21 protein-coding genes, 1 riboswitch and 1 other annotated feature are annotated in these 21,303 nt (G+C 26.8%); of the genes, 19 read left to right on the top strand and 2 right to left on the bottom strand.

The window, feature by feature from the left end; translation table 11 throughout:
* The first annotated feature begins 39 nt into the window (after positions 1-39).
* The 3 genes from sdaAB to CLOACE_RS09495 all read left to right on the top strand — a co-directional run bounded on the left by sdaAB (position 40) and on the right by CLOACE_RS09495 (position 1,997).
* Entirely contained in the window at positions 40-723 is a 684-nt protein-coding gene (gene sdaAB, locus CLOACE_RS09505) for an L-serine ammonia-lyase, iron-sulfur-dependent subunit beta (RefSeq protein WP_070110876.1), read from the top strand.
* A 2-nt stretch (positions 724-725) separates the two neighbouring features.
* Entirely contained in the window at positions 726-1,595 is an 870-nt protein-coding gene (sdaAA, locus tag CLOACE_RS09500) for an L-serine ammonia-lyase, iron-sulfur-dependent, subunit alpha (RefSeq protein WP_070110875.1), read from the top strand.
* A 63-nt stretch (positions 1,596-1,658) separates the two neighbouring features.
* Positions 1,659-1,997 (top strand): hypothetical protein, encoded by a 339-nt coding sequence (locus CLOACE_RS09495; protein ID WP_070110874.1) that lies wholly within the window; start codon positions 1,659-1,661, stop codon positions 1,995-1,997.
* A 14-nt stretch (positions 1,998-2,011) separates the two neighbouring features.
* On the opposite strand, the gene pssA is transcribed toward CLOACE_RS09495, so the two are convergent.
* Positions 2,012-2,533, bottom strand: coding sequence for a CDP-diacylglycerol--serine O-phosphatidyltransferase (gene pssA, locus CLOACE_RS09490; protein ID WP_070110873.1), 522 nt, complete (start codon positions 2,531-2,533; stop codon positions 2,012-2,014).
* A 218-nt stretch (positions 2,534-2,751) separates the two neighbouring features.
* Between pssA and CLOACE_RS09485 the strand changes: the two genes are divergently transcribed.
* The 3 genes from CLOACE_RS09485 to CLOACE_RS09475 all read left to right on the top strand — a co-directional run bounded on the left by CLOACE_RS09485 (position 2,752) and on the right by CLOACE_RS09475 (position 4,981).
* A complete protein-coding gene (locus tag CLOACE_RS09485; protein WP_070110872.1) occupies positions 2,752-3,180 on the top strand; it encodes a CBS domain-containing protein in 429 nt (142 codons plus the stop codon).
* Between the two features lie 191 nt (positions 3,181-3,371).
* Positions 3,372-4,262: a YegS/Rv2252/BmrU family lipid kinase gene (locus CLOACE_RS09480; protein ID WP_070110871.1), complete on the top strand. Its 891-nt coding sequence runs from the start codon at positions 3,372-3,374 to the stop codon at positions 4,260-4,262.
* A gap of 68 nt (positions 4,263-4,330) precedes the next feature.
* A complete protein-coding gene (locus CLOACE_RS09475; RefSeq protein ID WP_070110870.1) occupies positions 4,331-4,981 on the top strand; it encodes a hypothetical protein in 651 nt (216 codons plus the stop codon).
* Between the two features lie 44 nt (positions 4,982-5,025).
* Here the strand turns inward: CLOACE_RS09475 and CLOACE_RS09470 are convergent, their stop codons facing one another.
* A complete protein-coding gene (locus tag CLOACE_RS09470) occupies positions 5,026-6,855 on the bottom strand; it encodes a YgiQ family radical SAM protein (RefSeq protein ID WP_070110869.1) in 1,830 nt (609 codons plus the stop codon).
* A 263-nt stretch (positions 6,856-7,118) separates the two neighbouring features.
* Positions 7,119-7,283: riboswitch (M-box (ykoK) riboswitch) on the top strand.
* Positions 7,284-7,496: 213 nt separating this feature from the next.
* Between CLOACE_RS09470 and CLOACE_RS09465 the strand changes: the two genes are divergently transcribed.
* The 13 genes from CLOACE_RS09465 to CLOACE_RS09405 all read left to right on the top strand — a co-directional run bounded on the left by CLOACE_RS09465 (position 7,497) and on the right by CLOACE_RS09405 (position 21,184).
* Positions 7,497-8,036, top strand: a complete 540-nt coding sequence (locus tag CLOACE_RS09465; protein ID WP_070110868.1) for a PRC-barrel domain-containing protein — start codon at positions 7,497-7,499, stop codon at positions 8,034-8,036.
* Between the two features lie 549 nt (positions 8,037-8,585).
* Positions 8,586-9,299, top strand: coding sequence for a spore cortex-lytic enzyme (sleB, locus tag CLOACE_RS09460; protein ID WP_070110867.1), 714 nt, complete (start codon positions 8,586-8,588; stop codon positions 9,297-9,299).
* Between the two features lie 64 nt (positions 9,300-9,363).
* Positions 9,364-9,592 (top strand) — a binding site (T-box leader).
* A 77-nt stretch (positions 9,593-9,669) separates the two neighbouring features.
* Positions 9,670-10,581: a cysteine synthase A gene (gene cysK / locus CLOACE_RS09455; RefSeq protein ID WP_070110866.1), complete on the top strand. Its 912-nt coding sequence runs from the start codon at positions 9,670-9,672 to the stop codon at positions 10,579-10,581.
* Between the two features lie 27 nt (positions 10,582-10,608).
* Positions 10,609-11,202: a serine O-acetyltransferase EpsC gene (epsC, locus tag CLOACE_RS09450; protein WP_070110865.1), complete on the top strand. Its 594-nt coding sequence runs from the start codon at positions 10,609-10,611 to the stop codon at positions 11,200-11,202.
* A 531-nt stretch (positions 11,203-11,733) separates the two neighbouring features.
* The gene (locus CLOACE_RS09445; protein ID WP_070110864.1) at positions 11,734-12,432 is read left to right on the top strand and encodes a lysophospholipid acyltransferase family protein; all 699 of its coding nucleotides are present in this window, start codon (positions 11,734-11,736) and stop codon (positions 12,430-12,432) included.
* Positions 12,433-12,501: 69 nt separating this feature from the next.
* Positions 12,502-13,170: an endonuclease III gene (nth, locus tag CLOACE_RS09440; RefSeq protein WP_070110863.1), complete on the top strand. Its 669-nt coding sequence runs from the start codon at positions 12,502-12,504 to the stop codon at positions 13,168-13,170.
* Positions 13,170-14,342, top strand: a complete 1,173-nt coding sequence (locus CLOACE_RS09435) for an NAD(P)-dependent malic enzyme (protein ID WP_070110862.1) — start codon at positions 13,170-13,172, stop codon at positions 14,340-14,342. The genes nth and CLOACE_RS09435 overlap by 1 nt, the downstream gene beginning before the upstream one ends.
* A 207-nt stretch (positions 14,343-14,549) precedes the next feature.
* Positions 14,550-16,091 carry a VanW family protein gene (locus tag CLOACE_RS09430; RefSeq protein WP_070110861.1) on the top strand — a complete coding sequence of 514 codons (1,542 nt, stop codon included), beginning with the start codon at positions 14,550-14,552 and terminating at the stop codon, positions 16,089-16,091.
* 187 nt (positions 16,092-16,278) lie between these two features.
* The gene (locus CLOACE_RS09425; RefSeq protein WP_070110860.1) at positions 16,279-17,103 is read left to right on the top strand and encodes a Cof-type HAD-IIB family hydrolase; all 825 of its coding nucleotides are present in this window, start codon (positions 16,279-16,281) and stop codon (positions 17,101-17,103) included.
* 130 nt (positions 17,104-17,233) lie between these two features.
* Entirely contained in the window at positions 17,234-17,701 is a 468-nt protein-coding gene (locus tag CLOACE_RS09420) for a tRNA (cytidine(34)-2'-O)-methyltransferase (protein WP_084027610.1), read from the top strand.
* Positions 17,702-17,715: 14 nt separating this feature from the next.
* On the top strand, positions 17,716-18,555 hold the full coding sequence (locus CLOACE_RS09415; RefSeq protein WP_070110858.1) for a DegV family protein: 840 nt from the start codon (positions 17,716-17,718) through the stop codon (positions 18,553-18,555).
* Positions 18,556-18,792: 237 nt separating this feature from the next.
* Positions 18,793-19,794 carry a type I glyceraldehyde-3-phosphate dehydrogenase gene (gene gap, locus CLOACE_RS09410; protein WP_070110857.1) on the top strand — a complete coding sequence of 334 codons (1,002 nt, stop codon included), beginning with the start codon at positions 18,793-18,795 and terminating at the stop codon, positions 19,792-19,794.
* Positions 19,795-19,981: 187 nt separating this feature from the next.
* Positions 19,982-21,184 carry a phosphoglycerate kinase gene (locus tag CLOACE_RS09405; RefSeq protein WP_070110856.1) on the top strand — a complete coding sequence of 401 codons (1,203 nt, stop codon included), beginning with the start codon at positions 19,982-19,984 and terminating at the stop codon, positions 21,182-21,184.
* The last annotated feature ends 119 nt before the right edge of the window (positions 21,185-21,303 follow it).

Genomic DNA, 21,303 nt, shown 5'->3' with positions numbered 1-21,303 from the left:
GAAAATATTTAACAAATTTTATAGAGGATGGTGTGTTAAATGAGAGAATACAGTGCATTTGATATTCTTGGACCTATAATGATAGGACCTTCTAGTTCTCATACTGCAGGTGCTGCAAGAATGGCTAAAGTATCAAAAATGATAGCAGGAGGAAACATTAAAAAAGTAAAATTTTTACTTCATGGTTCTTTTGCTCAAACATATAGAGGACACGGAACAGATAAGGCTTTAGTGGCAGGAATGCTTGGAATGAATCCTTGGGATGATAGGTTAAGAGATTCTTTCAAAATAGCTGAAGAAGAAGGATTAGAATTTGAATTTATTGAAACCGATTTAGGCGAAGATATGCATCCTAATACAGTAAAATTTGTCATAACTAGAGATGAGGATAAAACTGTTGAAATTGTAGGTTCTTCTATAGGAGGAGGAAATATAATAATAACTGAAATAGATGGAGAAAAATTAGAATTTACTGGAGAATATCCTACTATTATAACAAAACATGTAGATGTACCTGGAATAATAGCTAAAGTAAGTGATTTATTATATAAACAAGATATAAATGTAGCTTTTATGAAAGTATATAGAACAGGAAAAGGTAAAACAGCATGCATGGTTATACAAGCAGATAGTGAAATACCTAGAGATATAATAGATAAAATTAAAAGTATACCAAAAGTAATGAAAGCACAAGTAATCAATCCTATGAAGGAGGATGAATAATAATGATAAGATATGGCAGAGAGCTTTTAGAAATATGTAAAAAAGAAAACTTAAAAATATGGGAATATACATTAAATGAAGAATCAAAAGAAAGAAATATTTCAAAAGAAGAATTATTTCAAAAGATGAAACAAAATTTAAATGTAATGAAAGAATCAGCAGAATATGGATTGAAAAACAAAGTTAAATCTGTAAGTGGTTTAATAGGTGGAGATGCATATAAAGTTCAAGAGTATTTAGAAAAAGGAAATACTTTAACTGGAGATTTCATGGTTAAAGCAATGGCAAGAGCTATTTCATGTTCAGAAGTAAATGCTGCCATGGGAAGAATAGTAGCTTCACCTACAGCAGGTTCTTGTGGAATACTACCAGCAGTTATTATAACAGCTGGTGAAAAATTAAATAAAACTGATGATGAATTAGTAGAAGCATTATTTACAGCATCTGGTGTAGGAATAATAATTGCTAAAAATGCTACATTAGCTGGTGCAGAAGGTGGATGTCAAGCTGAATGTGGATCTGCTGCAGCTATGGGAGCAGCAGCTGTGGTAGAGTTAATGGGCGGAACTCCAGAACAAGCATTAAATGCTGCAGCTATAGTTATAAAAAATATATTAGGATTAGTATGTGATCCAATAGCAGGACTTGTAGAAGTACCTTGTGCTAAAAGAAATTTTGCTGGTGCAGTAAGTGCTTTAACAACAGCAGATCTTGTAATGAGTGGAGTAGATAGTAAAATACCATTTGATGATACTGTTGAAGCTATGTATAAAGTAGGTAAACAGCTTCCATGTGAATTAAGAGAAACAGCTTTAGGTGGTCTTGCAGCAACTGAATCAGGAATGAAATACAAAAAAGAAATTCTTGGATAATAGTAATTAAAACATATATTGTATAATATAATGTTTATGAAACTAAAATTATATGGTGAATATATGGATTGCAGAAATGTATTTAAAAATTATTATTATGATATAAATAATTTAGCAAACCTTTTAAACAATCTTACTAATTCTTATAGATTATTAGTAGCATCAGCTCAAGAATTAAATTGTATAGCATTGTCTAGAAAAAATGATGTAAGGAATGCTTTGAAAAGGGCTAATAACCTAGGAGATATAATAGGAGATATAATAAAAACTTTAGATACATGTACTTCTTCTTATTTAGATTATTGTGAAATAAAATCTGATATAATAAAATGCAAATTAAAAATTCAAGATGTACAAGATGAAATAGATTCTTGTTTAAAAAATATAAAAACCCCTAAATAGGGGTTTTTATATGATTAAAACTTTTTTAATTTAATATTACTTACCATAAGATAAGAAAAAGAAAATACTAATATTATAGATAACACAAAAAAGTTTTCAGGATTATTTCTAGTTAAAATAGAAAATACAGCCAGTACTGCACCAGACATAGTTATAGGAACTCCTTTAAATATTCCATCAAATTCAGTGGAGTTATATCTAGCTAATCTATAAGCACCTGCAATTGGTAAAAGTAGTACTAATAAGTATCCTATAATTCCTAAATTTGAATAATTATAAATATTAAACATTAATAATGAAGGTGCCACTCCAAAAGATACTAAATCTGCTAATGAATCCAACTCTTTTCCTAATTCGCTGGATACTTGTAAATATCTAGCCACTCTTCCGTCATATCTATCTGCTAAGCAAGCTAATAATATAAATATAGCTGCTAATAGATAATTTGCTTGAAATGTCATCAATAAGGATATTACACCACAAGAAAGATTTGTAAGAGTAAAAATATTTGGAATAGCTTGTTTGGCTTTTGCCATTTTTATCACTCCTAAAAAATATTAACCATATTTTTGAAATATGATTATATATACTGTTTCTATATTATAACTTATTTTTAAGAATAAATTAATAGCTTTTTTTTATAAATATAATAATTTTTTGTTAACATTATTAATAAAAAATTTATATTTTACAAATTATTACACATGTAATAATTAATTTATGGGGCATAATACTTACAGGAGGTGTCTTATTTATGAATGTTAAAGATATAATGACAAGTAATGTAGTTACATTAAAAGCAGAAGACTCTATAGAAAAAGCTGCACAGTGCATGAAAAGATATGATATAGGCTCTGTTCCAGTTTGCAGTGAAAATAAGGTTGTAGGCATAGTAACAGATAGAGATATTGCATTAAGGTCTGTTTCTCAAGGTAAAAATGTAAAGAATCAAACTGTAAGAGAAATAATGAGTTCTAATCCTGTAGTAGTTCAATCAAATACGGATATTAATAAAGCTTCTAGTTTAATGAGCGAAAGACAAATAAGAAGATTGCCTGTAGTAGAAGGGAATAACATAGTAGGAATGGTATCTTTAGGTGATATAGCTGTGCAGCCTAAACTTCAAAATGAAGCAGGAGATGCCTTAAGTGATATTTCGGAACCAGCTTCCCCTACTCTATAAATATTATTAAATCCTCGGTTAACCGAGGATTTAATAATATTTATAGAGTATGTGTATGTACTGAGGCATTGTAGATTTGCTATTTTAAATGTTATAATTATTATAGTAAATGTAAAAATTAAAGAATATACATTTTATTAAATTAAAATAATATATAATATTATTACTAAAATATATAGGAGAGACTTGAAATGAAAAGAGTAAAATTTATTTATAATCCTTATTCCGGAGAAAGAAATATATTAAATCAAATAGATACTGTAGTAAAGATACACCAAAAATATAAATATGTAGTAGAACCTTTTAGAATAGATAAAAATTCACAAATATCTGAGGCTTTTAATGAAAATGATAAAATCTCTTATGATTATATTTTAGTAGCTGGTGGAGACGGCACTGTAGATAATGTAGTAAATTACATAAAGCATAATAATATAAATTTACCTATAGCAATATTGCCTTCAGGAACAGCTAATGATTTTGCTAAATTTATTGGTATGCCTGAAAATGTAGAGAGGGCTTGTGAACAAATATTAAACAGTAAATCTAGAAAAGTAGATATTGGTAAAATAAATGATAAGTTTTTTATTAATGTTGCCAGTACAGGGTTATTTACTGATGTATCTCAAAAAACAGATGTTAACTTAAAAAATACTATGGGAAAGTTAGCTTATTATGTTAAAGGAATAGAACAGCTACCTAATCTTAGAAAATTAAAAGTAAAAGTTTTTTCTTCAAATAATGAATTTGATGGCTACATGTACTTAATGTTAATATTTAATGGACAAACAGCAGGGAATTTTAAATTTGCATATAAAGCAGAAATAGATGATGGGCTTTTAGATGTAATAATAATAAAGGCTGGAATGCTAAAAGATATAATACAGCTATTTATAAAAATGCTTAAAGGTGAGCATTTAGAAGATGTAAATGGTCTTTTATACTTTAAAACTAATAAATTAAAAATAGAATGTGATGAAGATATTGTTACAGACATAGATGGAGAAAGAGGTCCCGATTTTCCTCTTTGCATAGAATGTATAAAAGGTGGTCTAGAAGTACTAGGTGTAAAAAATGATTAAATAAAGTAATAATTTTTACATATCAATAATAAAAATAAGTAATGTATAAATAATTATAGGTGGTATTTATGAATTTTTATATTTATATATGTACAATATTTTTTATTATTGCTATTTTATTTGATAGTTTATATATAAGCTTTTATACTCCTACAAAAATAAAGCGTTTGTCCTTGTTTTCAATAATTGCTTTTATGTTTAGATATATATGTTTATTCATATTGTTTTTTTCTGAAAACATAAAGAATTTATATCTTCTTAAACCAATTTTATTTTTAAATTTAATATGTTTACCTATATTCTTTTTAATATCTTTTTATATATTTATAAGAAATAATAAAATAAAATTTATAAATATATTAAAAGTTAGTTTTGTAATTGCAGTTATATACACTATTTTTATTTTAAAAAGCAATGGTACTGTGAATTGGAATTTACATTATGGTTATACAATAAACTTACTAAATCAAATTTATGTAGATGTTACAAAAATAATAATTAATTTAGTATTTATAATTTTATCTCTAAATTTTATTTTAAAAAATGGTGTAAATAAAAAAGGATTATTTTTAATATTGATTTCTTCTGCATTTACTATAATAGCTATAATATTAGATATTACGGCTATAGGAATTTTGCCACATATTATATTATCAGAATTAATGTGGTCTATAACTTTTAATTATTCATTAAATCAAGTAATACAAAAAAATAAATAATAATGCAGCATATTTTATACTGTATTATTATTTATTTTTATAAATTAATATTTTTTCTTTTTTTTACCTTTTTTTACAGAAGGTTTATTTGGAATTAAACAATTAGGGCTATTTCCTATTAAATCTGTCCTATTACTTTTTATTAAAGCTTCTTTTACCAATTTATAATTTGATGGAACAGAAAATTGTAGCAATGCCCTTTGCATATTTTTTTCATGTTGTTTTTTAGGTATATATACTTTTTCGCCTGTTAATGGATTTAAACCTGTATAATACATAGTTGTAGACAAACTACCTGGTGTAGGATAAAAATCTTGTACTTGCTCAGGAGTATATCCCATATCTCTTATGTACTCTGCCAATTCTATAGCAGCTTTTAAATCACTACCAGGATGACTAGACATAAGATAAGGAACTAAATATTGTTTTTTATTTAATTTTTTATTAATATTAAAATATTTTTTTACAAACTTATTATAAACTTCTTTTTTAGGTTTACCCATTAAATTTAAAACTTTATTATTTATGTGTTCAGGTGCTACTTTTAATTGACCACTTACATGGTGCTTACATAATTCTTCAAAAAATTCATCGTTTTTATCATAAATTAAATAATCATATCTTATTCCAGAACGAATAAATACTTTTTTAACACCGGGAAGTTTTCTAACTTTTTTTAGTAAATCTAAATATTCTTTATGATTTATAATTAAATTTTTACAAGGTGTAGGAAATAAGCATTGTCTATTTTTACAAACGCCTAAAGATTCTTGTTTTTTACAAGCTTTATGTCTAAAATTTGCAGTAGGTCCTCCTACATCGTGTATATATCCTTTAAAATCATTATACTTTGTTATTTTTTTGGCTTCATCTAATATAGAATCTTCACTTCTATTTTGAATAACTCTCCCTTGATGAAATGTTAAAGCACAAAAAGAACAGGAACCAAAACATCCTCTATGACTAGTTATTGAAAATTTAACTTCTTTTATAGCAGGTATACCGCCTTTACTTTCGTAAATAGGATGAAAATTTCTAGCATAAGGTAAACTATAAACCCAATCCATTTCTTCTTTTGTTAATGGAAATTGAGGTGGATTTTGAACAATGTATCTATCTCCATGTTTTTGTACTATAGTATTACCTTTTATAGCATCTTGTTCATAGTACTGTATTTTATAACTTTCAGCATAAGATTTTTTATTTGTAGAAACTTCCTCAAAAGAAGGAACTTCCATATAATTTTTTAAATCTTTTATGTCATTAGAAATAAACACAGTACCTCTTACATCTGTTATATCTTTTATATTCATTCCATATTTTAAAAGATTTGCTATTTGTATTATAGGTTTTTCACCCATGCCATATATAAGTAAATCTGATTTTGAATCCATTAATATACTTCTTCTCACATTATCATCCCAATAATCATAATGAGCAAATCTTCTTAAACTACTTTCAATACCGCCTATTATTATAGGTACATCTTTAAAAGCTTCTTTTATTCTATTGCAATAAACAATTACAGCTCTATCAGGCCTATAACCAGATTTTCCACCAGGTGAATAAAAATCATCGTGTCTTCTTTTTTTTGAAGCTGTATAGTGGTTAACCATAGAATCTATGTTACCAGAATTAACCAAAAAACTTAATTTAGGTTTTCCTAGTTTTTTAAAATCTTCTACTGAGTGCCAATTAGGTTGTGGTATAATACCTACAGTAAAACCTTGGCTTTCAAGTACTCTAGATATTATTGCAGTGCCAAAAGAAGGGTGATCTACATAGGCATCACCAGTTACTATTATAAAATCTAATTGGTCTATTCCTCTATCCTTTAAATCTTCCACGCATATTGGTAAGAAAGAATTATTCATAAATTACTCTCCAATCTAATATTAATAAAATATTTATTAATAATATTAGCACAATAATGTTAAAATATGAACTTTAAATTTAAACTATGTATATAATAATATAGAAAAAATATAAAACACTTTAAATTTGAAAGCATAAATAATGAATAATGAATTACAATAAGATAATGAGGAATGTTGAATAAATTTAAGATTTTATAGTTGCATTTTCAAATATTTATATTATAATTATAATGTAAAGTAATTTAATACATGTTATAATTTAATATTAGTGTTAGGTGAGGCTCCTATATGGATACACGCTACTACCCGGAAACATCGAGAGATGCCAATGGGTTAACAAATATTATCGAACTAAGGTTTTATTTAATGTAGCTGGATTTATTCCAAAGCTGTATAGTGCTAAAACTCTACGAATAATAACTATAATAAATAATTATTTGTTGGTTTAGGAGCTTTAAAAGCTTCTTTTTTGTTGAATAAAATTAATGTATGAGGTGATTTTAAAATGGAAAGTGGACCTTATAGCGGGAGGTCGTTAGAAATTAAAAATTTAAAATTGTATAGAGGGACACTTTAATTTCTCCATATTTTTTTCTATAATCAAATGTCCCTCTGTACTTTGTGCAGGAGGGATATTTATGAAAAAATTATCAAGCCTTTTTCTAAGTCAAATTTTAAACAAAAAGGTATATGATGAGTTTGGAGAACCAATAGGAAAATTAGTAGATATGTATGTAACATCAGAAGAAAATTACCCTAAAATAATAGGATATAAAATCAAAAGACGAGGAGATATATTTAATTACGAATTTAAGAATATAGATTTTTTTGAGGAAAAGGGAAATATAATAATTAAAGTAAATAGAGTTAGAGGTATAATACCTAGAACTTATTCTTATTTACTTTCAAAACACCTTTTAAATAAACAAATAGTAGATATTAATAATAAAAAAATTATAAAAGTAAATGATGTTAGAATAGCTCAAATAGCTGGAGAATTAAAAGTTATAGCAATAGATACAGGAGTATTAGCATTATGCAGAAGATTTGGCATAGAAAAGATAGCAACCCCAATATATAATTTATTAAATAAAAATTATTCAAACACAATTGTTGTATGGGATGATTTAGGATCTCCAGAAATAGTAAACAATAATTTGAAAAATAGTATAAAATGAAAATTCCTGTATTAAAATTTGTTTTAATATTATTAGTTTGTTGAATAAAAAATCATTGATATAATTTGCAGATAAAAAATAATTAAAAATAATCTGTGCAAAAATAATAATACAGACCCATAAAGAGAGTTTGTAAATAAGTCATTTCATTAAGACAATCTAAGAAGAAAAAATAAAAAAACTCCTACCCAATTTATGCCCCGTCCTTGGGGCGGAAATTGGCTCATCACGTCCTGTGATGAATTACGGAGTTTTTTTATTTTTTCTTCTAAGATTCTCTAAAATTCATTCAAATTATTTACAAACTCTCTTTATGGGTCTGTATTATTATTTTTGCACAGATTATTTTTAATTATTTTTTATCTGCAAATTATATCAATGATTTTTTATTCAACAAACTAATAATATAGTAAATGCTGTTTTAAAAAAATTTATTAGTAAAATATAAAATGTATTATTTTAATTTAAATGAACAAAATAGATATATAAAATAATTTATTAATTTATAAAAAACATAAAATATATAGCATTTAGAAGGGGTGGAGTATTGTGAAATATAAAAATACTAACTTTACTTGGAAAGAAGCCATAGTATTTATATTAGCTATATTGATTTCATATTCAGCATCCACAGTGTATATAGCTCCTTATAAAAATGCAGCTAAGGCTATAACTTATTATTATGGTTCAAGAGGAGATTTAGTTTACACTATACAAAAAAAGCTTAAGAATTGGGGATACTATGATGGAAATATAGATGGAATTTATGCATATAAAACCTTTACTGCAGTAAAGAAATTCCAAAGTAAAAATGGATTGAAAGTAGATGGGGTAGTTGGAGATGCTACATTACAGGCTTTAGGTATAAATACTAAAACTACATATACATCATCTACTAGTAAAACATTAACCAATCCAGATGTAGCTTTATTAGCTAGACTTATAAATGGAGAAGCTAGGGGAGAACCTTATGAAGGTCAAGTAGCGGTAGGAGCAGTAGTACTAAATAGAACAAGAAGTCCCCAATTTCCATCAACTATAGCAGGAGTAATTTATCAACCAGGAGCTTATACTGCTATAGCAGATGGTCAAATAAACGCAGCTTTAGAGCAAAGCTCTGTAAATGCAGCTAGGGATGCTTTAAATGGATGGGATCCATCAGAAGGAGCTCTTTACTACTTTAATCCAGTTACTGCTACAAGTAAATGGATTTGGTCTAGACCTTTAATAAAAGTTATAGGAAAACATAGATTTTGCAGATAAATAGGTTGACAAATTGAAAATATATAATATAATAAATATTAAAGATTAAAAAACAATACAGAAATTAAATACATTGAAGAAGGAAAGTAATTTAAATGGAATTTACAGAGAGAGAACTATTGGCTGAGATGTTCTTAAAGGAATTTTAAATGAAGTGCCCTTCGGAGTAATGCACCGAAATTAAGTAGGCTGCAGCGGTTTCACCCGTTATAGTGATAGAGTATAGAATGGTACTTGAACTACAATCTAACTTTAACTAGAGTGGATTTGCGAAGTATAACTTCGTCTCTATGAGACGAAGTTTTTTTATTTTAAAATAAAATATAAAAATGTGTAAAATAAACAATAATTTTATTAGGGAGGAAAATATATGATATATAACAATATAGTAGATATGATAGGCAAAACGCCTTTGTTAAAATTAAATAAAATTATAGAGGATAATATGGCAGAAGTTTATGTTAAGCTTGAAAAATTTAATCCAGGAGGAAGTATAAAAGATAGGGCAGCTTTAGGAATGATAGAAAAAGCAGAAAAAGAAGGTTTATTAAAAAAAGGATACACAATAGTTGAACCAACAAGTGGAAACACAGGAATAGGACTTGCTATGGTAGGAAGATTAAAAGGATATAAAGTAATAATAATAATGCCAGATACCATGAGTGTAGAAAGAAGAAATATGATAAAAGCTTATGGAGCAGAACTAATATTAACAGAAGGAATAAAGGGTATGCAAGGTGCTATAGATAAAGCTAAAGAAATAGTAAAAGGAAAGGAAGGCTACTATATACCTCAGCAATTTTCAAATAAAGCTAATCCACAAAAGAATTATGAAACTACTGCAGAAGAAATATTAGAAGATATAAAAAACGTAGATGTATTTGTAGCATCAGTAGGCACAGGAGGAACTCTTATAGGAATAGGAAAAAAATTAAAGGAAATGAATAAAGATGTAAAAGTTATAGCAGTAGAGCCAGAAAAATCTCCAGTTATATCAGGGGGAAAACCAGGACCTCATAAAATACAAGGAATAGGAGCAGGATTTATACCAGATATTTATAATAAAGAATTTGTAGATGAAGTAATGACAATATCTGATGAAGAATCCTATGAATATGCAAGACTTATGGGTAAAAAAGAAGGTGTACTTGTAGGCATATCCTCTGGGGCAAATATTGCAGCTGCAATAAAAATAGCTAAAAAATTAGGTAAAGGTAAAAAAGTAGTTACTGTAGCTCCAGATGGAGGAGAAAAGTATTTATCCACAGGATTGTATGATTAAAAATCTTTTATTGGAGGGTGAAAAATTATGTTTAAAACTCTTAGATATGATATAAAAAATGTATTAAAAAATGATCCTGCAGCTAGAAACGGTTTAGAGGTATTTTTATTATATCCTTGTATACATGCAATAATTTTTTATAGAATATCTCACTTTTTCTACAAAATTAAAATGTTTTTTACAGCTAGATTAATATCACAAATTGCTAGATTTTTAACAGGTATAGAAATACATCCTGGGGCTAAAATAGGAAAAGGTTTATTTATAGACCATGGTATGGGTGTAGTAATAGGAGAAACTGCAGAAGTAGGGGATAATGTAACTCTTTATCATGGAGTTACATTAGGAGGAACAGGCAAAGATACAGGAAAAAGACATCCTACTGTAGGAAATGATGTTTTTATAGGAAGTGGTGCAAAGGTATTAGGACCAGTAGTTATAGGAGATGGAGTAAAAGTAGGGGCTAATTCAGTAATATTAAAAGATGTTCCAGCTCATGTTACTGTAGTAGGTATACCAGGCAAAATAGTTAGATATCACAATAAACAAGAAAAAACAATAATAGAAATTGAAGACTATAGGGGAGAAAAAAGAGAAATATATAACGAAATGATGATATAAAAAATTAAGGGTATTGAGAATAATTTTGAAGAGGAAAATATATTTAGGTTGTTGAATAAAAAATCATTGATATAATTTGCAGATAAAAAATAATAAGACAGCATCATAAAGAGAGTTTGTAAATAATTTGAATGAATTTTAGACAATCTTAGAAGAAAAAATAAAAAAACTCCGTAATTCATCACAGGACGTGATGAGCCAATTTCCGCCCCAAGGACGGGGCATAAATTGGGTAGGAGTTTTTTTATTTTTTATTCTTAGAGTGTCTTAATGAAATGATTTATTTACAAACTCTCTTTATGATGCTGTCTTATTATTTTTATAAAGATTATTTTTAATTATTTTTTATCTGCAAATTATATCAATGATTTTTTATTCAACAACCTAAATATATTTTTAATATAGAGAATTCATTCATCTTATTTATGCAAAAAAGCATTATAATAGACTTTTATATATTTTCAAACTATAATTAATATATAAATTGTATTAAATGCAGCAATAAAAGTAATAATGAAAGGTGGATGATAAATGATTTCTCCAATGATGATTAAGATTATGCAGTGTTTACCTAAAAAAATAATTCATAAAATATCTAATAAATTATTAAATAAATATATAAATAAATATGCTAAAATAGAAGTAAAAGGAATAGAAAATTTAAAAAATATAAAAAAGCCTATAATATTTGTTTGCAACCATTTAAGCAATTCAGATGCATTAATATTAAATAAAGTGCTAAAAAATCAAGAGCTAACTTTTGTAGCAGGAATTAAATTAGCTAGTACTCCTTTAACAAAATTAGGATTAGAATTAACTAATACAATATTTATAAAACCTAATACTGCTGATAAAGAAGCTATATCAAATATAATTAAAACCATACGAAAAGGGAATAATGTACTTATATTTCCTGAAGGAACTCGTAGTAGAACTGCAAGTATGATTGAAGGAAAAAAAGGAGTAGTATTAATGCAAAGATTAGGTAAAGCTACTATGGTTCCTATAGGCATTTGGGGAACAGAAAAATTATTGCCTATAAATGATAATGATATGGGAGCAGAAAAATTTCAACATGCTGAAGTAAAATTAAATATAGGCAAAGCTATAAATTTCCCTGATAAAGAAAGTAATGAAGGTAAACACGAATATGAAGAAAAAATGCTTAATATTATTATGAAAAGTATAGCAAAATTGCTTCCAGAAAGCTATAGAGGAATATATAAATAGCTTAAAATCCTGTCATAATAAAGACAGGATATATTTTATTTAAGAGTATTTTTATAAAGTGGTGATATTATGAATAAAAATAAAGTAGATGAAATTCTTAAAATATTAGAAAAAAATTACCCTGAAGCTAAATGTGCACTAAAATTTGAAACACCTTATCAATTATTGGTATCAACTATTCTATCAGCTCAATGTACAGATGTAAGGGTAAATGCAGTTACTGAAGAACTATATAAAAAATATGATAATCCACAAAAAATATTAACATTATCCACAGAAGAATTAGGTGAAAAAATAAAAAGCTGTGGATTATATAAAAATAAAAGCAAAAATATATTATCAGCTACAGAAAAAATATTAAAAGATTATAATGGAGAAGTACCTAAAACTAGAGAAGAACTTTTAAAATTACCTGGTGTAGGAAGAAAAACTGCTAATGTAGTGCTTTCAAATGCCTATGGTATTCCAGCTATAGCTGTAGACACTCATGTGTTTAGAGTATCTAATAGGATAGGTATAGGAATAGGTAAAAATCCAGATCAAGTAGAAAAGTCTCTTATGGAAAATATACAAAAATCTATGTGGAGCAAAGCACATCACTATCTAATATGGCATGGAAGACTTATATGCAAGGCTAGAAATCCTAAGTGTAGTGAATGTGCTTTAAATAAATATTGTAATTATTATAATGAAGTAGAAAACAATAAAATTAAAACATCAAAGAAGGGAGAAAAATAATGAACGTAAAAGAAGAAGCATTAAAAGTCCACAAAGAAAACAAAGGAAAGCTTGAAGTAGTAAGCAAAATCAATGTAGAAAATAGACATGATTTATCTATAGCTTATACCCCTGGGGTAGCTGAACCTTGTATGGAAATAGCTAAAAATAAAGAAAAAATATATGACTATACAATAAAAGGCAATACTGTAGCTATAGTTACAAATGGAACAGCAGTACTTGGTCTTGGCAATATAGGAGCAGCAGCAGGACTTCCTGTAATGGAGGGAAAAGCTCTATTATTTAAAGAATTTGGAGGAATAGATGCCTTTCCTATATGTATAGATTCAGAAGATCCAGATGAAATAATAAAAACTGTTAAAATAATATCTACTGTATTTGGAGGAATAAATTTAGAAGACATCAAAGCACCAGAATGTTTTTACATAGAAGAAAAATTAAAAAAAGAATTAAATATTCCTGTATTTCACGATGATCAACATGGAACAGCAGTAATAGTTTTATCAGCAGTTTATAATGCATTAAGAATAGTAAAAAAGAAACTAGAAGATGTTAAAATAGTAATTAATGGCTCAGGTGCAGCAGGTATAGCTATATGCAAATTATTAATTTATGCAGGAGCTAAAAATATAGTAATGTGTGACAGCAAAGGAGCCATAGTAGAAGGAGATAACAAACTTAATAACTCCAAAAAGGAAATTGCTAAGATTACAAATAAAGATAAAGAAAAAGGACAGCTTAAAGATGTAATAAAAGGAAAAGACATATTTATAGGAGTATCTGCACCAGGTGTAGTTACAAAAGAAATGGTAAAGAGTATGGCTAAAGATAGTATAATATTTGCTATGGCTAATCCTATACCAGAAATAATGCCAGAAGATGCAAAAGAAGCAGGAGCAAGAGTTATTGGTACTGGTAGATCGGATTTTCCAAACCAAATAAACAATGTTTTAATATTCCCAGGAATATTTAAAGGTGCTTTAAAAGTAAGAGCTAAAGAGATAAATGAAAATATGAAACTAGCAGCAGCAAAAGGATTAGCAAATTTAATAAAAGAGGAAGAGTTAAAAGAGGATTATATAATACCAGATGCTTTTGATAAAAGAGTTTGTGATGCAGTAGCAGAGGCAGTAAAAGAAGTAGCCATAAAAGAAGGAATAGCTACTATATAAAAAAATCAATTAAAAGTTGATTTTATATAATGCCATAAAATTTTTAAGCATTATATAGTATCAACTTTTTTAATATTTGATAATAGAGTTATATATAGAAATAGTATAAAATAAATATTGAAACTTAATTTATTTAAATACGTATACTATATGGTGAGTTATGTATTTATAGATATTTTTATTATAATATTTGAGGAGTGAATTTTTATGGAAAAGCCTATAAAAAAGTATATTAATAGTAAATATACTAAATTTATTTTTTTAGGACTTATTTTTTTAATAGTTTTTATAATATCTTATGCCACATATATAAGTTCATATCTAAAAAAATGGAACAACTTAATTTATCCAGGAGTAAGTATAGAAAATATTAATTTAGGAGGAAAAACTAAAAAACAAGCAGAAGAAATTTTAAAAGAAAAATACAAAAATAATTTAGCTAGTAAACAAATAAAAGTTCATACTCCTAATAAAGAATATGTTTTGAAATATTCTGATTTAGATGTAAAAATAGATGCTTCTAATGCATTGCAAGAAGCTTTTTCTTATGGAAAAAATTTAAATATATTTTATAAAAGCAAATTAATAAAGAAGCCTAAAAATGTAACTATAAAAGTAAAGACAGATTATAAAAAAGAAAAATTAAGAGATTATATAAATAACATGGAAAAGGAAGTAAATGTACAACCTAAAAATGCTATGCTAGATATAGAAGGAAATAATATAAAAATAATTAAACATAAAAATGGATTTAAAATAGAAAAAAACCTTCTTGAAAAGGAAATTTTAAAAGAAATAAATGGACACGTAAAAGAAAAAGTATTAGTAAAAGCTAAAATGAATATAATAAAGCCTCATATTTTAGAAGAAAAATTAAAACCTATAAATGCAAAAATAGCTTCTTATAGTACAGATTATGGTTCAATATCTTCTTATAGCAGAGCACATAATGTAGCATTATCAACGGAAAGTATAAATGGAACTACTGTAATGCCTGGAGAAGAATTTAGTTTTAATGATGTAGTTGGCGAAAGGACAGCAGAAAGGGGATATAAAGCTGCTCCAGTAATAATTGGAGAACAAGTAGAATCAGGATTAGGCGGAGGAGTATGCCAAGTATCTTCTACTCTTTATAATGCTATACTTAAATCTAATATAAAGCCTACAGAAAGGACTCACCATACTATGCGTTCAAGCTATGTACCTTTAGGAAGAGATGCTACTGTAGATTATGGAAATATAGACTATAAATTTAAAAATACTCTTCCTTATCCTATATATATTGAAGGATATGCTAATGGAGGATTAATAGGATTTAATATTTATTCTAATTCATCTTTAAATAAAAGAAGGCATGAAATATTTTCAGAAGTATACCAAACTATAGAGCCTACAGTAACTACTATAGAAGATGCTAATTTATCTGAAGGAAAAATAGAAGTTGAGCAAGGTTCTCAAACAGGGTATAAGGTAAAAGTTTATAAAAACACTTATGAAAATGACAAATTAATAGAAACAGAAATTATATCCAATGATTTTTATAGACCTATAAATGGTGTTGTGAAAAAAGGAACTAAGAAACCTACTAAAGAAGAAGATAAGAAGGATGAAAAAGAACAACCTTCAAAAGACATAAATAAAGGTGGAGTTCCTGAAAAACCACAAAACCCTCAAAAACCACAAAACCCTCAGAATCCACAGAAAAATCAAGATAATAATTCTAATAGTACAAGCAATAAAAAATCCTAATAGCATAATTACATTTAAATAAAGACATAATATAGCTAGTCTTATTATGTCTTTATTTATTTTTTTTTTATACATATGTTATAATATAATTCGATAATTGAAAAATATTACAATAAATGAATTTTAAATTATAAAAATAAAATTTAAATAATTTTTTGTTTTTTATTATAAGGAGATGAAATATTTTATGAAATACAAATTAGTATGTATAGATATGGATGGAACTCTTTTAAACGATGATAAAAAAATTAGTGAAAGAACTTTAAAAACTATAAAAAAAGCAAAAGAAAAAGGTGTAAATATAGTAATATCTACAGGCAGACTATTTATATCTGCTGATTACTACTCAGATTTAATAGGTGTTAAAACCCCTGTAATAGCTTCTAATGGAGCTTATATAAGAGAAAAAGATAAAGATAAAGTAATATATAAATCTTTATTAGGAGTTGAAAAATGTAAAGAAATTGTAAATGTTTTAAATAAATATAATATATATATGCATTTTAATACATATAATAGTATACTTACAAGAGAACTAGTATTTTCTTCTGCAGTTTATTCAAAAATGAATGAAGGATTACCTAAAGATAAAAAAATAAATATAACACTAGTAGAAAAATGGGAAGATACTTTTAATAAGTATAAAGATGAAATTCTTAAATGTATAATAATAGAAAAAGATAAAGAAAAGTTAATTAAGGCAAAAAAAGAAATGTCTGCTATTGAAGGTTTTGAAGTAGTAAGTTCTAGCAAATATAATTTTGAAATAATGAATAAAGGTGTATCTAAAGGCAATGCAGTAAAAATATTATCTTCTTACTATAATTTACATAAGGACAATATAATATGCATAGGAGACAGTGAAAATGATTTATCTATGTTAGAATATGCAGGATTAGGCATAGCAATGAAAAATGGAGAAGATTATGTAAAAGAAAATGCAGATTACATAACTGATACTAATAATAATGATGGAGTAGCTAAAGCTATAGAAAAATTTATTTTAGATTAAAAATTAACCAATTCATACTAATATAAATTACAAAATTATTAAAAATGTACGTGCTTTACTAATTTTACATAATGGAGTAATATATTTGTTATAGTTAGAATTATTTTAATGAAGAATGGAGGAAAAACATTTGAGTTTAAATATAGTATTATTTCAGCCAGAGATTCCTCAAAATACAGGAAATATAGGGAGAACTTGTGTGCTTACAAACAGTAAGCTTCATTTGATAAAACCTTTAGGATTTAGTTTAGAGGAAAAACATTTAAGAAGAGCAGGAATGGATTACTGGAAACACTTAGATATTAGCATTTATGATTCTTTTGATGAATTAAAAAATAAATATAAAAATTCAAATTTCTATTTTTCTACTACTCATGCTAAAAAATATTATACAGATGTTCAATTTAAAGATGGAGATTTTATTGTATTTGGAAAAGAATCAGCAGGACTTCCAGATGATATAAGGGAAAGTGAACCAAATAATTGTATTAAAGTTCCCATGATAAGTACAACTACAAGATCATTGAATTTATCTAATTCAGTAGCCATTGTAGTTTATGAAGCATTAAGGCAGATGAATTTCCCAAATATGAGATAGGGGGTTTTAGAGAAATGGATAAAATTAAAATAGTAACAGATAGCACTGCTGACCTGCCCAAAGAAGTAGTAGAAAAATATAATATTGATGTACTTAGACTGTTAGTTAATTTTGGACAGGAAACTTACACTGATGGATTAGATATAAATTTAAAACAACTATTAAATAAGATGGAAAACTCCAATATTTTTCCTACTACAACACAATTTAATCCTCAAAAATTTGTTCAATGTTATAAAAAATATTTAAGTGAGGGTTATAAAATTTTATCCATACATTTATCATCTAAAATGAGTGGAACTTATCAATCAGCTTGCATTGCTAAAAGCATGTTACAAACTGATGATATAGTAGTAATAGATTCTCAAAATGTAACTTCAGGACTAGGATTATTGGTAATGAAAGCTTGCAGATTAAGAGAAGAAGGACTTAGCATAAAAGAAATTGAAAAAGAGATATTAAATACAATACCTCATGTAAAAAGTGTACTAGCCTTTGAAACTTTAGATAACCTTGTAAAAGGTGGAAGACTATCTAAAACTGCAGGTATTATTGGAAATATACTAGGAATTAAACCTATACTTACTGTAGAAGATGGAGAAATGAAAGTAAAAAACAAAGTACGTGGCAGTAAAAAAGCAGTTAGATTAATAGTAGATACTCTAGAAAAACTAAAAACTAATGGAAAAGAACCTATAGTACTGTTACATGTAGAAAACAAAGATATTTTAGAAATATTAAGAAATAAACTAGATGAGAATAATAATTATTTTATAGAATGTGAAGTAGGATGTGTAGTAGGTGTACATGCTGGTCCAAGAGCTTGTGGAGTATTTTTTATAGAGGACTATTAAAATTTTATATTTTTTGAAATAAGTATAAGTAAATTAAAAAAGTTAAAATATATCATAGTAATTAAGCTTTTATTCAAAAACTTAATTACTATGATATATTTTAACTTTTTGTGTAGGTATAAAAAACAATTAAATAGAAAAAATAAAAGTAACTGTATAATTAATATTAAAAAAATAGCAATAAAAAAACAATTATATAATAAAAGTATTTTTAATACTTATTTAGGAGGTAAATTTATGGTTAAGGTTGCTATAAATGGGTTTGGAAGAATAGGAAGAAGGGTATTTAAGGATTTAATAATAGAAAAAGATTTAGAGGTAGTTGCTATAAATGATTTAAGTAATCCTGCAGTTTTAGCTCACCTTCTAAAGTACGATTCTCTATATGGTAAATATGAAGGTAATATTCAGTCAACAGAAAATTCTATTACTATAAATGGAAAAGAAATTAAAGTTTTTGCAGAAAGAGATCCTAAAAATATACATTGGGGAGAAGAAGGAGTAGATATAATAATAGAATGTACAGGAGCTTTTACCAATGCTGAAAAAGCAAAAGTTCATTTAGAATCTGGAGCTAAAAAAGTATTAATATCTGCTCCAGCTAAAAATGAAGATATAACTATAGTAATGGGTGTAAATGAAGAAAAATATGATAATTCAAAACACAATATAATATCTAATGCTTCCTGTACAACTAATTGCTTAGCTCCTTTTGCTAAAGTTTTAGATAGAGAATTTGAAATAGTTAAAGGGCTTATGACAACAATACATTCTTTTACTAATGACCAAAGAATATTAGATCAGCCCCATAAAGATTTAAGAAGAGCTAGAGCTGCCACTGAATCTATGATACCCACTACTACTGGAGCAGCTAAAGCAGTAGCTTTAGTTTTGCCTCAATTAAAAGGAAAATTAAACGGATTAGCAATTAGAGTACCTACACCTACTGTATCTTGTGCAGATTTAGTATGTGAAGTATCTAAAAATGTAACAATAGATGATGTAAATTCAGCTCTAAAAAAAGCATCAGAAACAGATTTAAAAGGAATTTTAGGATTTTCTGAAGAACCTTTAGTTTCTGTAGACTATAGAGGGGATTCAAGATCTTCCATAATAGATGGGTTATCTACTATGGTTATGAAAAATAGATTAGTTAAGGTATTATCTTGGTATGATAATGAATACGGGTATTCTCAAAGATTAGCAGATTTAACAAAATACATTGCTAGTAAAATGTAAATGCACTAAAGGTTTGGTTATTTTGTATACCAAACCTTTTTTAGAATTTAAATTATAAATTTGAAACATTTATAATTTATAATTTTCAATTATAAATTTAAATAGTATAATGTATATGGACATATATATTATTTGTTATATATTATTTATTAAATAATATAACTTAAAAGTGAAAGGAGATATACTTATGAATTTTAACAAAAAAACTATTGAGGATGTAGATGTAAAAAGTAAAAAAGTATTAGTTAGATGTGATTTCAATGTACCACTAAAAGATGGAGTAATAACTGATGAAAATAGACTTGTAGGAGCACTTCCAACAATTAAATATTTAATAGATAAAGGAGCAAAAGTAATACTTTGCTCACATCTTGGAAAACCAAAGGGAGAAGTAAAACCAGAATTATCCCTAGCACCTGTTGCTAAAAGATTATCAGAAATGTTAGAAAAAGAAGTAGTATTTGCAAAAGATGATATAGTAGTAGGAGAAAATGCTAAAAAATCAGTAGAAAAAATGGAAGATGGAGATGTAGTATTACTTGAAAATACTAGATTTAGAAAAGAAGAAACAAAAAATGAAGATAAATTTTCAAAAGAATTAGCGTCTTTAGCAGATGTATTTGTAAATGATGCTTTTGGTACAGCCCATAGAGCTCATTGTTCTACTGTAGGAGTTACTAAATTTGTAGAAACTTCTGTATGCGGATATTTAATTCAAAAAGAATTAAACTTTTTAGGCAATGCTGTAGAAAATCCAGAAAGACCTTTCTTAGCAATATTAGGTGGTGCTAAGGTTTCAGATAAATTAGGAGTTATAAATAGTTTGCTTGAAAAAGTAGATACTTTAATAATAGGAGGAGGCATGGCGTATACTTTCTTAAAAGCATTAGGTCATGAAATAGGAAATTCACTTCTTGAAGAAGATAAAATAAATTATGTAAGAGATATGATGAAAAAGGCAGAAGATAAAAAAGTTAAATTATTACTTCCAGTAGATGTAACTTATGCAGAAAAATTTGATGAAAATGCAGAACCTAGGATTTCAGAAGGAAGAGATATACCAGCTAACTGTGAAGGACTAGATATAGGACCTAAAACAGCAGATTTATTTGCAAAAACAGTAAAAGAATCAAAAACAATTGTTTGGAATGGACCTATGGGAGTATTTGAATTTAAAAACTTTGCTAAAGGAACTATGAAAGTAGCAGAAGCTATGGCAGAATCAAAAGGAGTAACTATAATAGGTGGAGGAGATAGTGCTGCTGCTGTAAACCAATTAGGTTTTGGCGATAAAATGACACATATATCTACTGGTGGTGGAGCATCACTTGAATTCCTAGAAGGAAAGGAATTACCAGGAATAGTAGCACTTAATGATAAATATAGTTGATTGCAAAACTAATAGTTTAAAAAATTAAATACTGACCTTAAGTTATAAATATTAAATTTTTAAAAAACAAACTATAGATTAAGCAACTAATGATTTTATTGAGAGTATATTATCTTTAT

Source organism: Clostridium acetireducens DSM 10703, from assembly GCF_001758365.1.
Classification (GTDB): Bacteria; Bacillota; Clostridia; order Clostridiales; family Clostridiaceae; genus Clostridium_C; species Clostridium_C acetireducens.
The sequence above is the reverse complement of the archived record's forward strand: the minus strand, read 5'-3'. Positions and strand labels throughout refer to the sequence as shown.

What these genes read in the sequence shown, in the direction of transcription:
- CLOACE_RS09415 (WP_070110858.1), top strand. Translation starts at nt 17,716, where the DNA reads ATGGATAAAATTAAAATAGTAACAGATAGCACTGCTGACCTGCCCAAA.
- epsC (WP_070110865.1), top strand. Translation starts at nt 10,609, where the DNA reads ATGTTTAAAACTCTTAGATATGATATAAAAAATGTATTAAAAAATGAT.
- CLOACE_RS09445 (WP_070110864.1), top strand. Translation starts at nt 11,734, where the DNA reads ATGATTTCTCCAATGATGATTAAGATTATGCAGTGTTTACCTAAAAAA.
- nth (WP_070110863.1), top strand. Translation starts at nt 12,502, where the DNA reads ATGAATAAAAATAAAGTAGATGAAATTCTTAAAATATTAGAAAAAAAT.
- CLOACE_RS09480 (WP_070110871.1), top strand. Translation starts at nt 3,372, where the DNA reads ATGAAAAGAGTAAAATTTATTTATAATCCTTATTCCGGAGAAAGAAAT.
- gap (WP_070110857.1), top strand. Translation starts at nt 18,793, where the DNA reads ATGGTTAAGGTTGCTATAAATGGGTTTGGAAGAATAGGAAGAAGGGTA.
- pssA (WP_070110873.1), bottom strand. Translation starts at nt 2,533, where the DNA reads ATGGCAAAAGCCAAACAAGCTATTCCAAATATTTTTACTCTTACAAAT.
- sdaAB (WP_070110876.1), top strand. Translation starts at nt 40, where the DNA reads ATGAGAGAATACAGTGCATTTGATATTCTTGGACCTATAATGATAGGA.
- CLOACE_RS09485 (WP_070110872.1), top strand. Translation starts at nt 2,752, where the DNA reads ATGAATGTTAAAGATATAATGACAAGTAATGTAGTTACATTAAAAGCA.
- CLOACE_RS09495 (WP_070110874.1), top strand. Translation starts at nt 1,659, where the DNA reads ATGGATTGCAGAAATGTATTTAAAAATTATTATTATGATATAAATAAT.
- CLOACE_RS09425 (WP_070110860.1), top strand. Translation starts at nt 16,279, where the DNA reads ATGAAATACAAATTAGTATGTATAGATATGGATGGAACTCTTTTAAAC.
- cysK (WP_070110866.1), top strand. Translation starts at nt 9,670, where the DNA reads ATGATATATAACAATATAGTAGATATGATAGGCAAAACGCCTTTGTTA.
- CLOACE_RS09430 (WP_070110861.1), top strand. Translation starts at nt 14,550, where the DNA reads ATGGAAAAGCCTATAAAAAAGTATATTAATAGTAAATATACTAAATTT.
- CLOACE_RS09435 (WP_070110862.1), top strand. Translation starts at nt 13,170, where the DNA reads ATGAACGTAAAAGAAGAAGCATTAAAAGTCCACAAAGAAAACAAAGGA.
- CLOACE_RS09465 (WP_070110868.1), top strand. Translation starts at nt 7,497, where the DNA reads ATGAAAAAATTATCAAGCCTTTTTCTAAGTCAAATTTTAAACAAAAAG.
- CLOACE_RS09405 (WP_070110856.1), top strand. Translation starts at nt 19,982, where the DNA reads ATGAATTTTAACAAAAAAACTATTGAGGATGTAGATGTAAAAAGTAAA.
- CLOACE_RS09470 (WP_070110869.1), bottom strand. Translation starts at nt 6,855, where the DNA reads ATGAATAATTCTTTCTTACCAATATGCGTGGAAGATTTAAAGGATAGA.
- sdaAA (WP_070110875.1), top strand. Translation starts at nt 726, where the DNA reads ATGATAAGATATGGCAGAGAGCTTTTAGAAATATGTAAAAAAGAAAAC.
- CLOACE_RS09475 (WP_070110870.1), top strand. Translation starts at nt 4,331, where the DNA reads ATGAATTTTTATATTTATATATGTACAATATTTTTTATTATTGCTATT.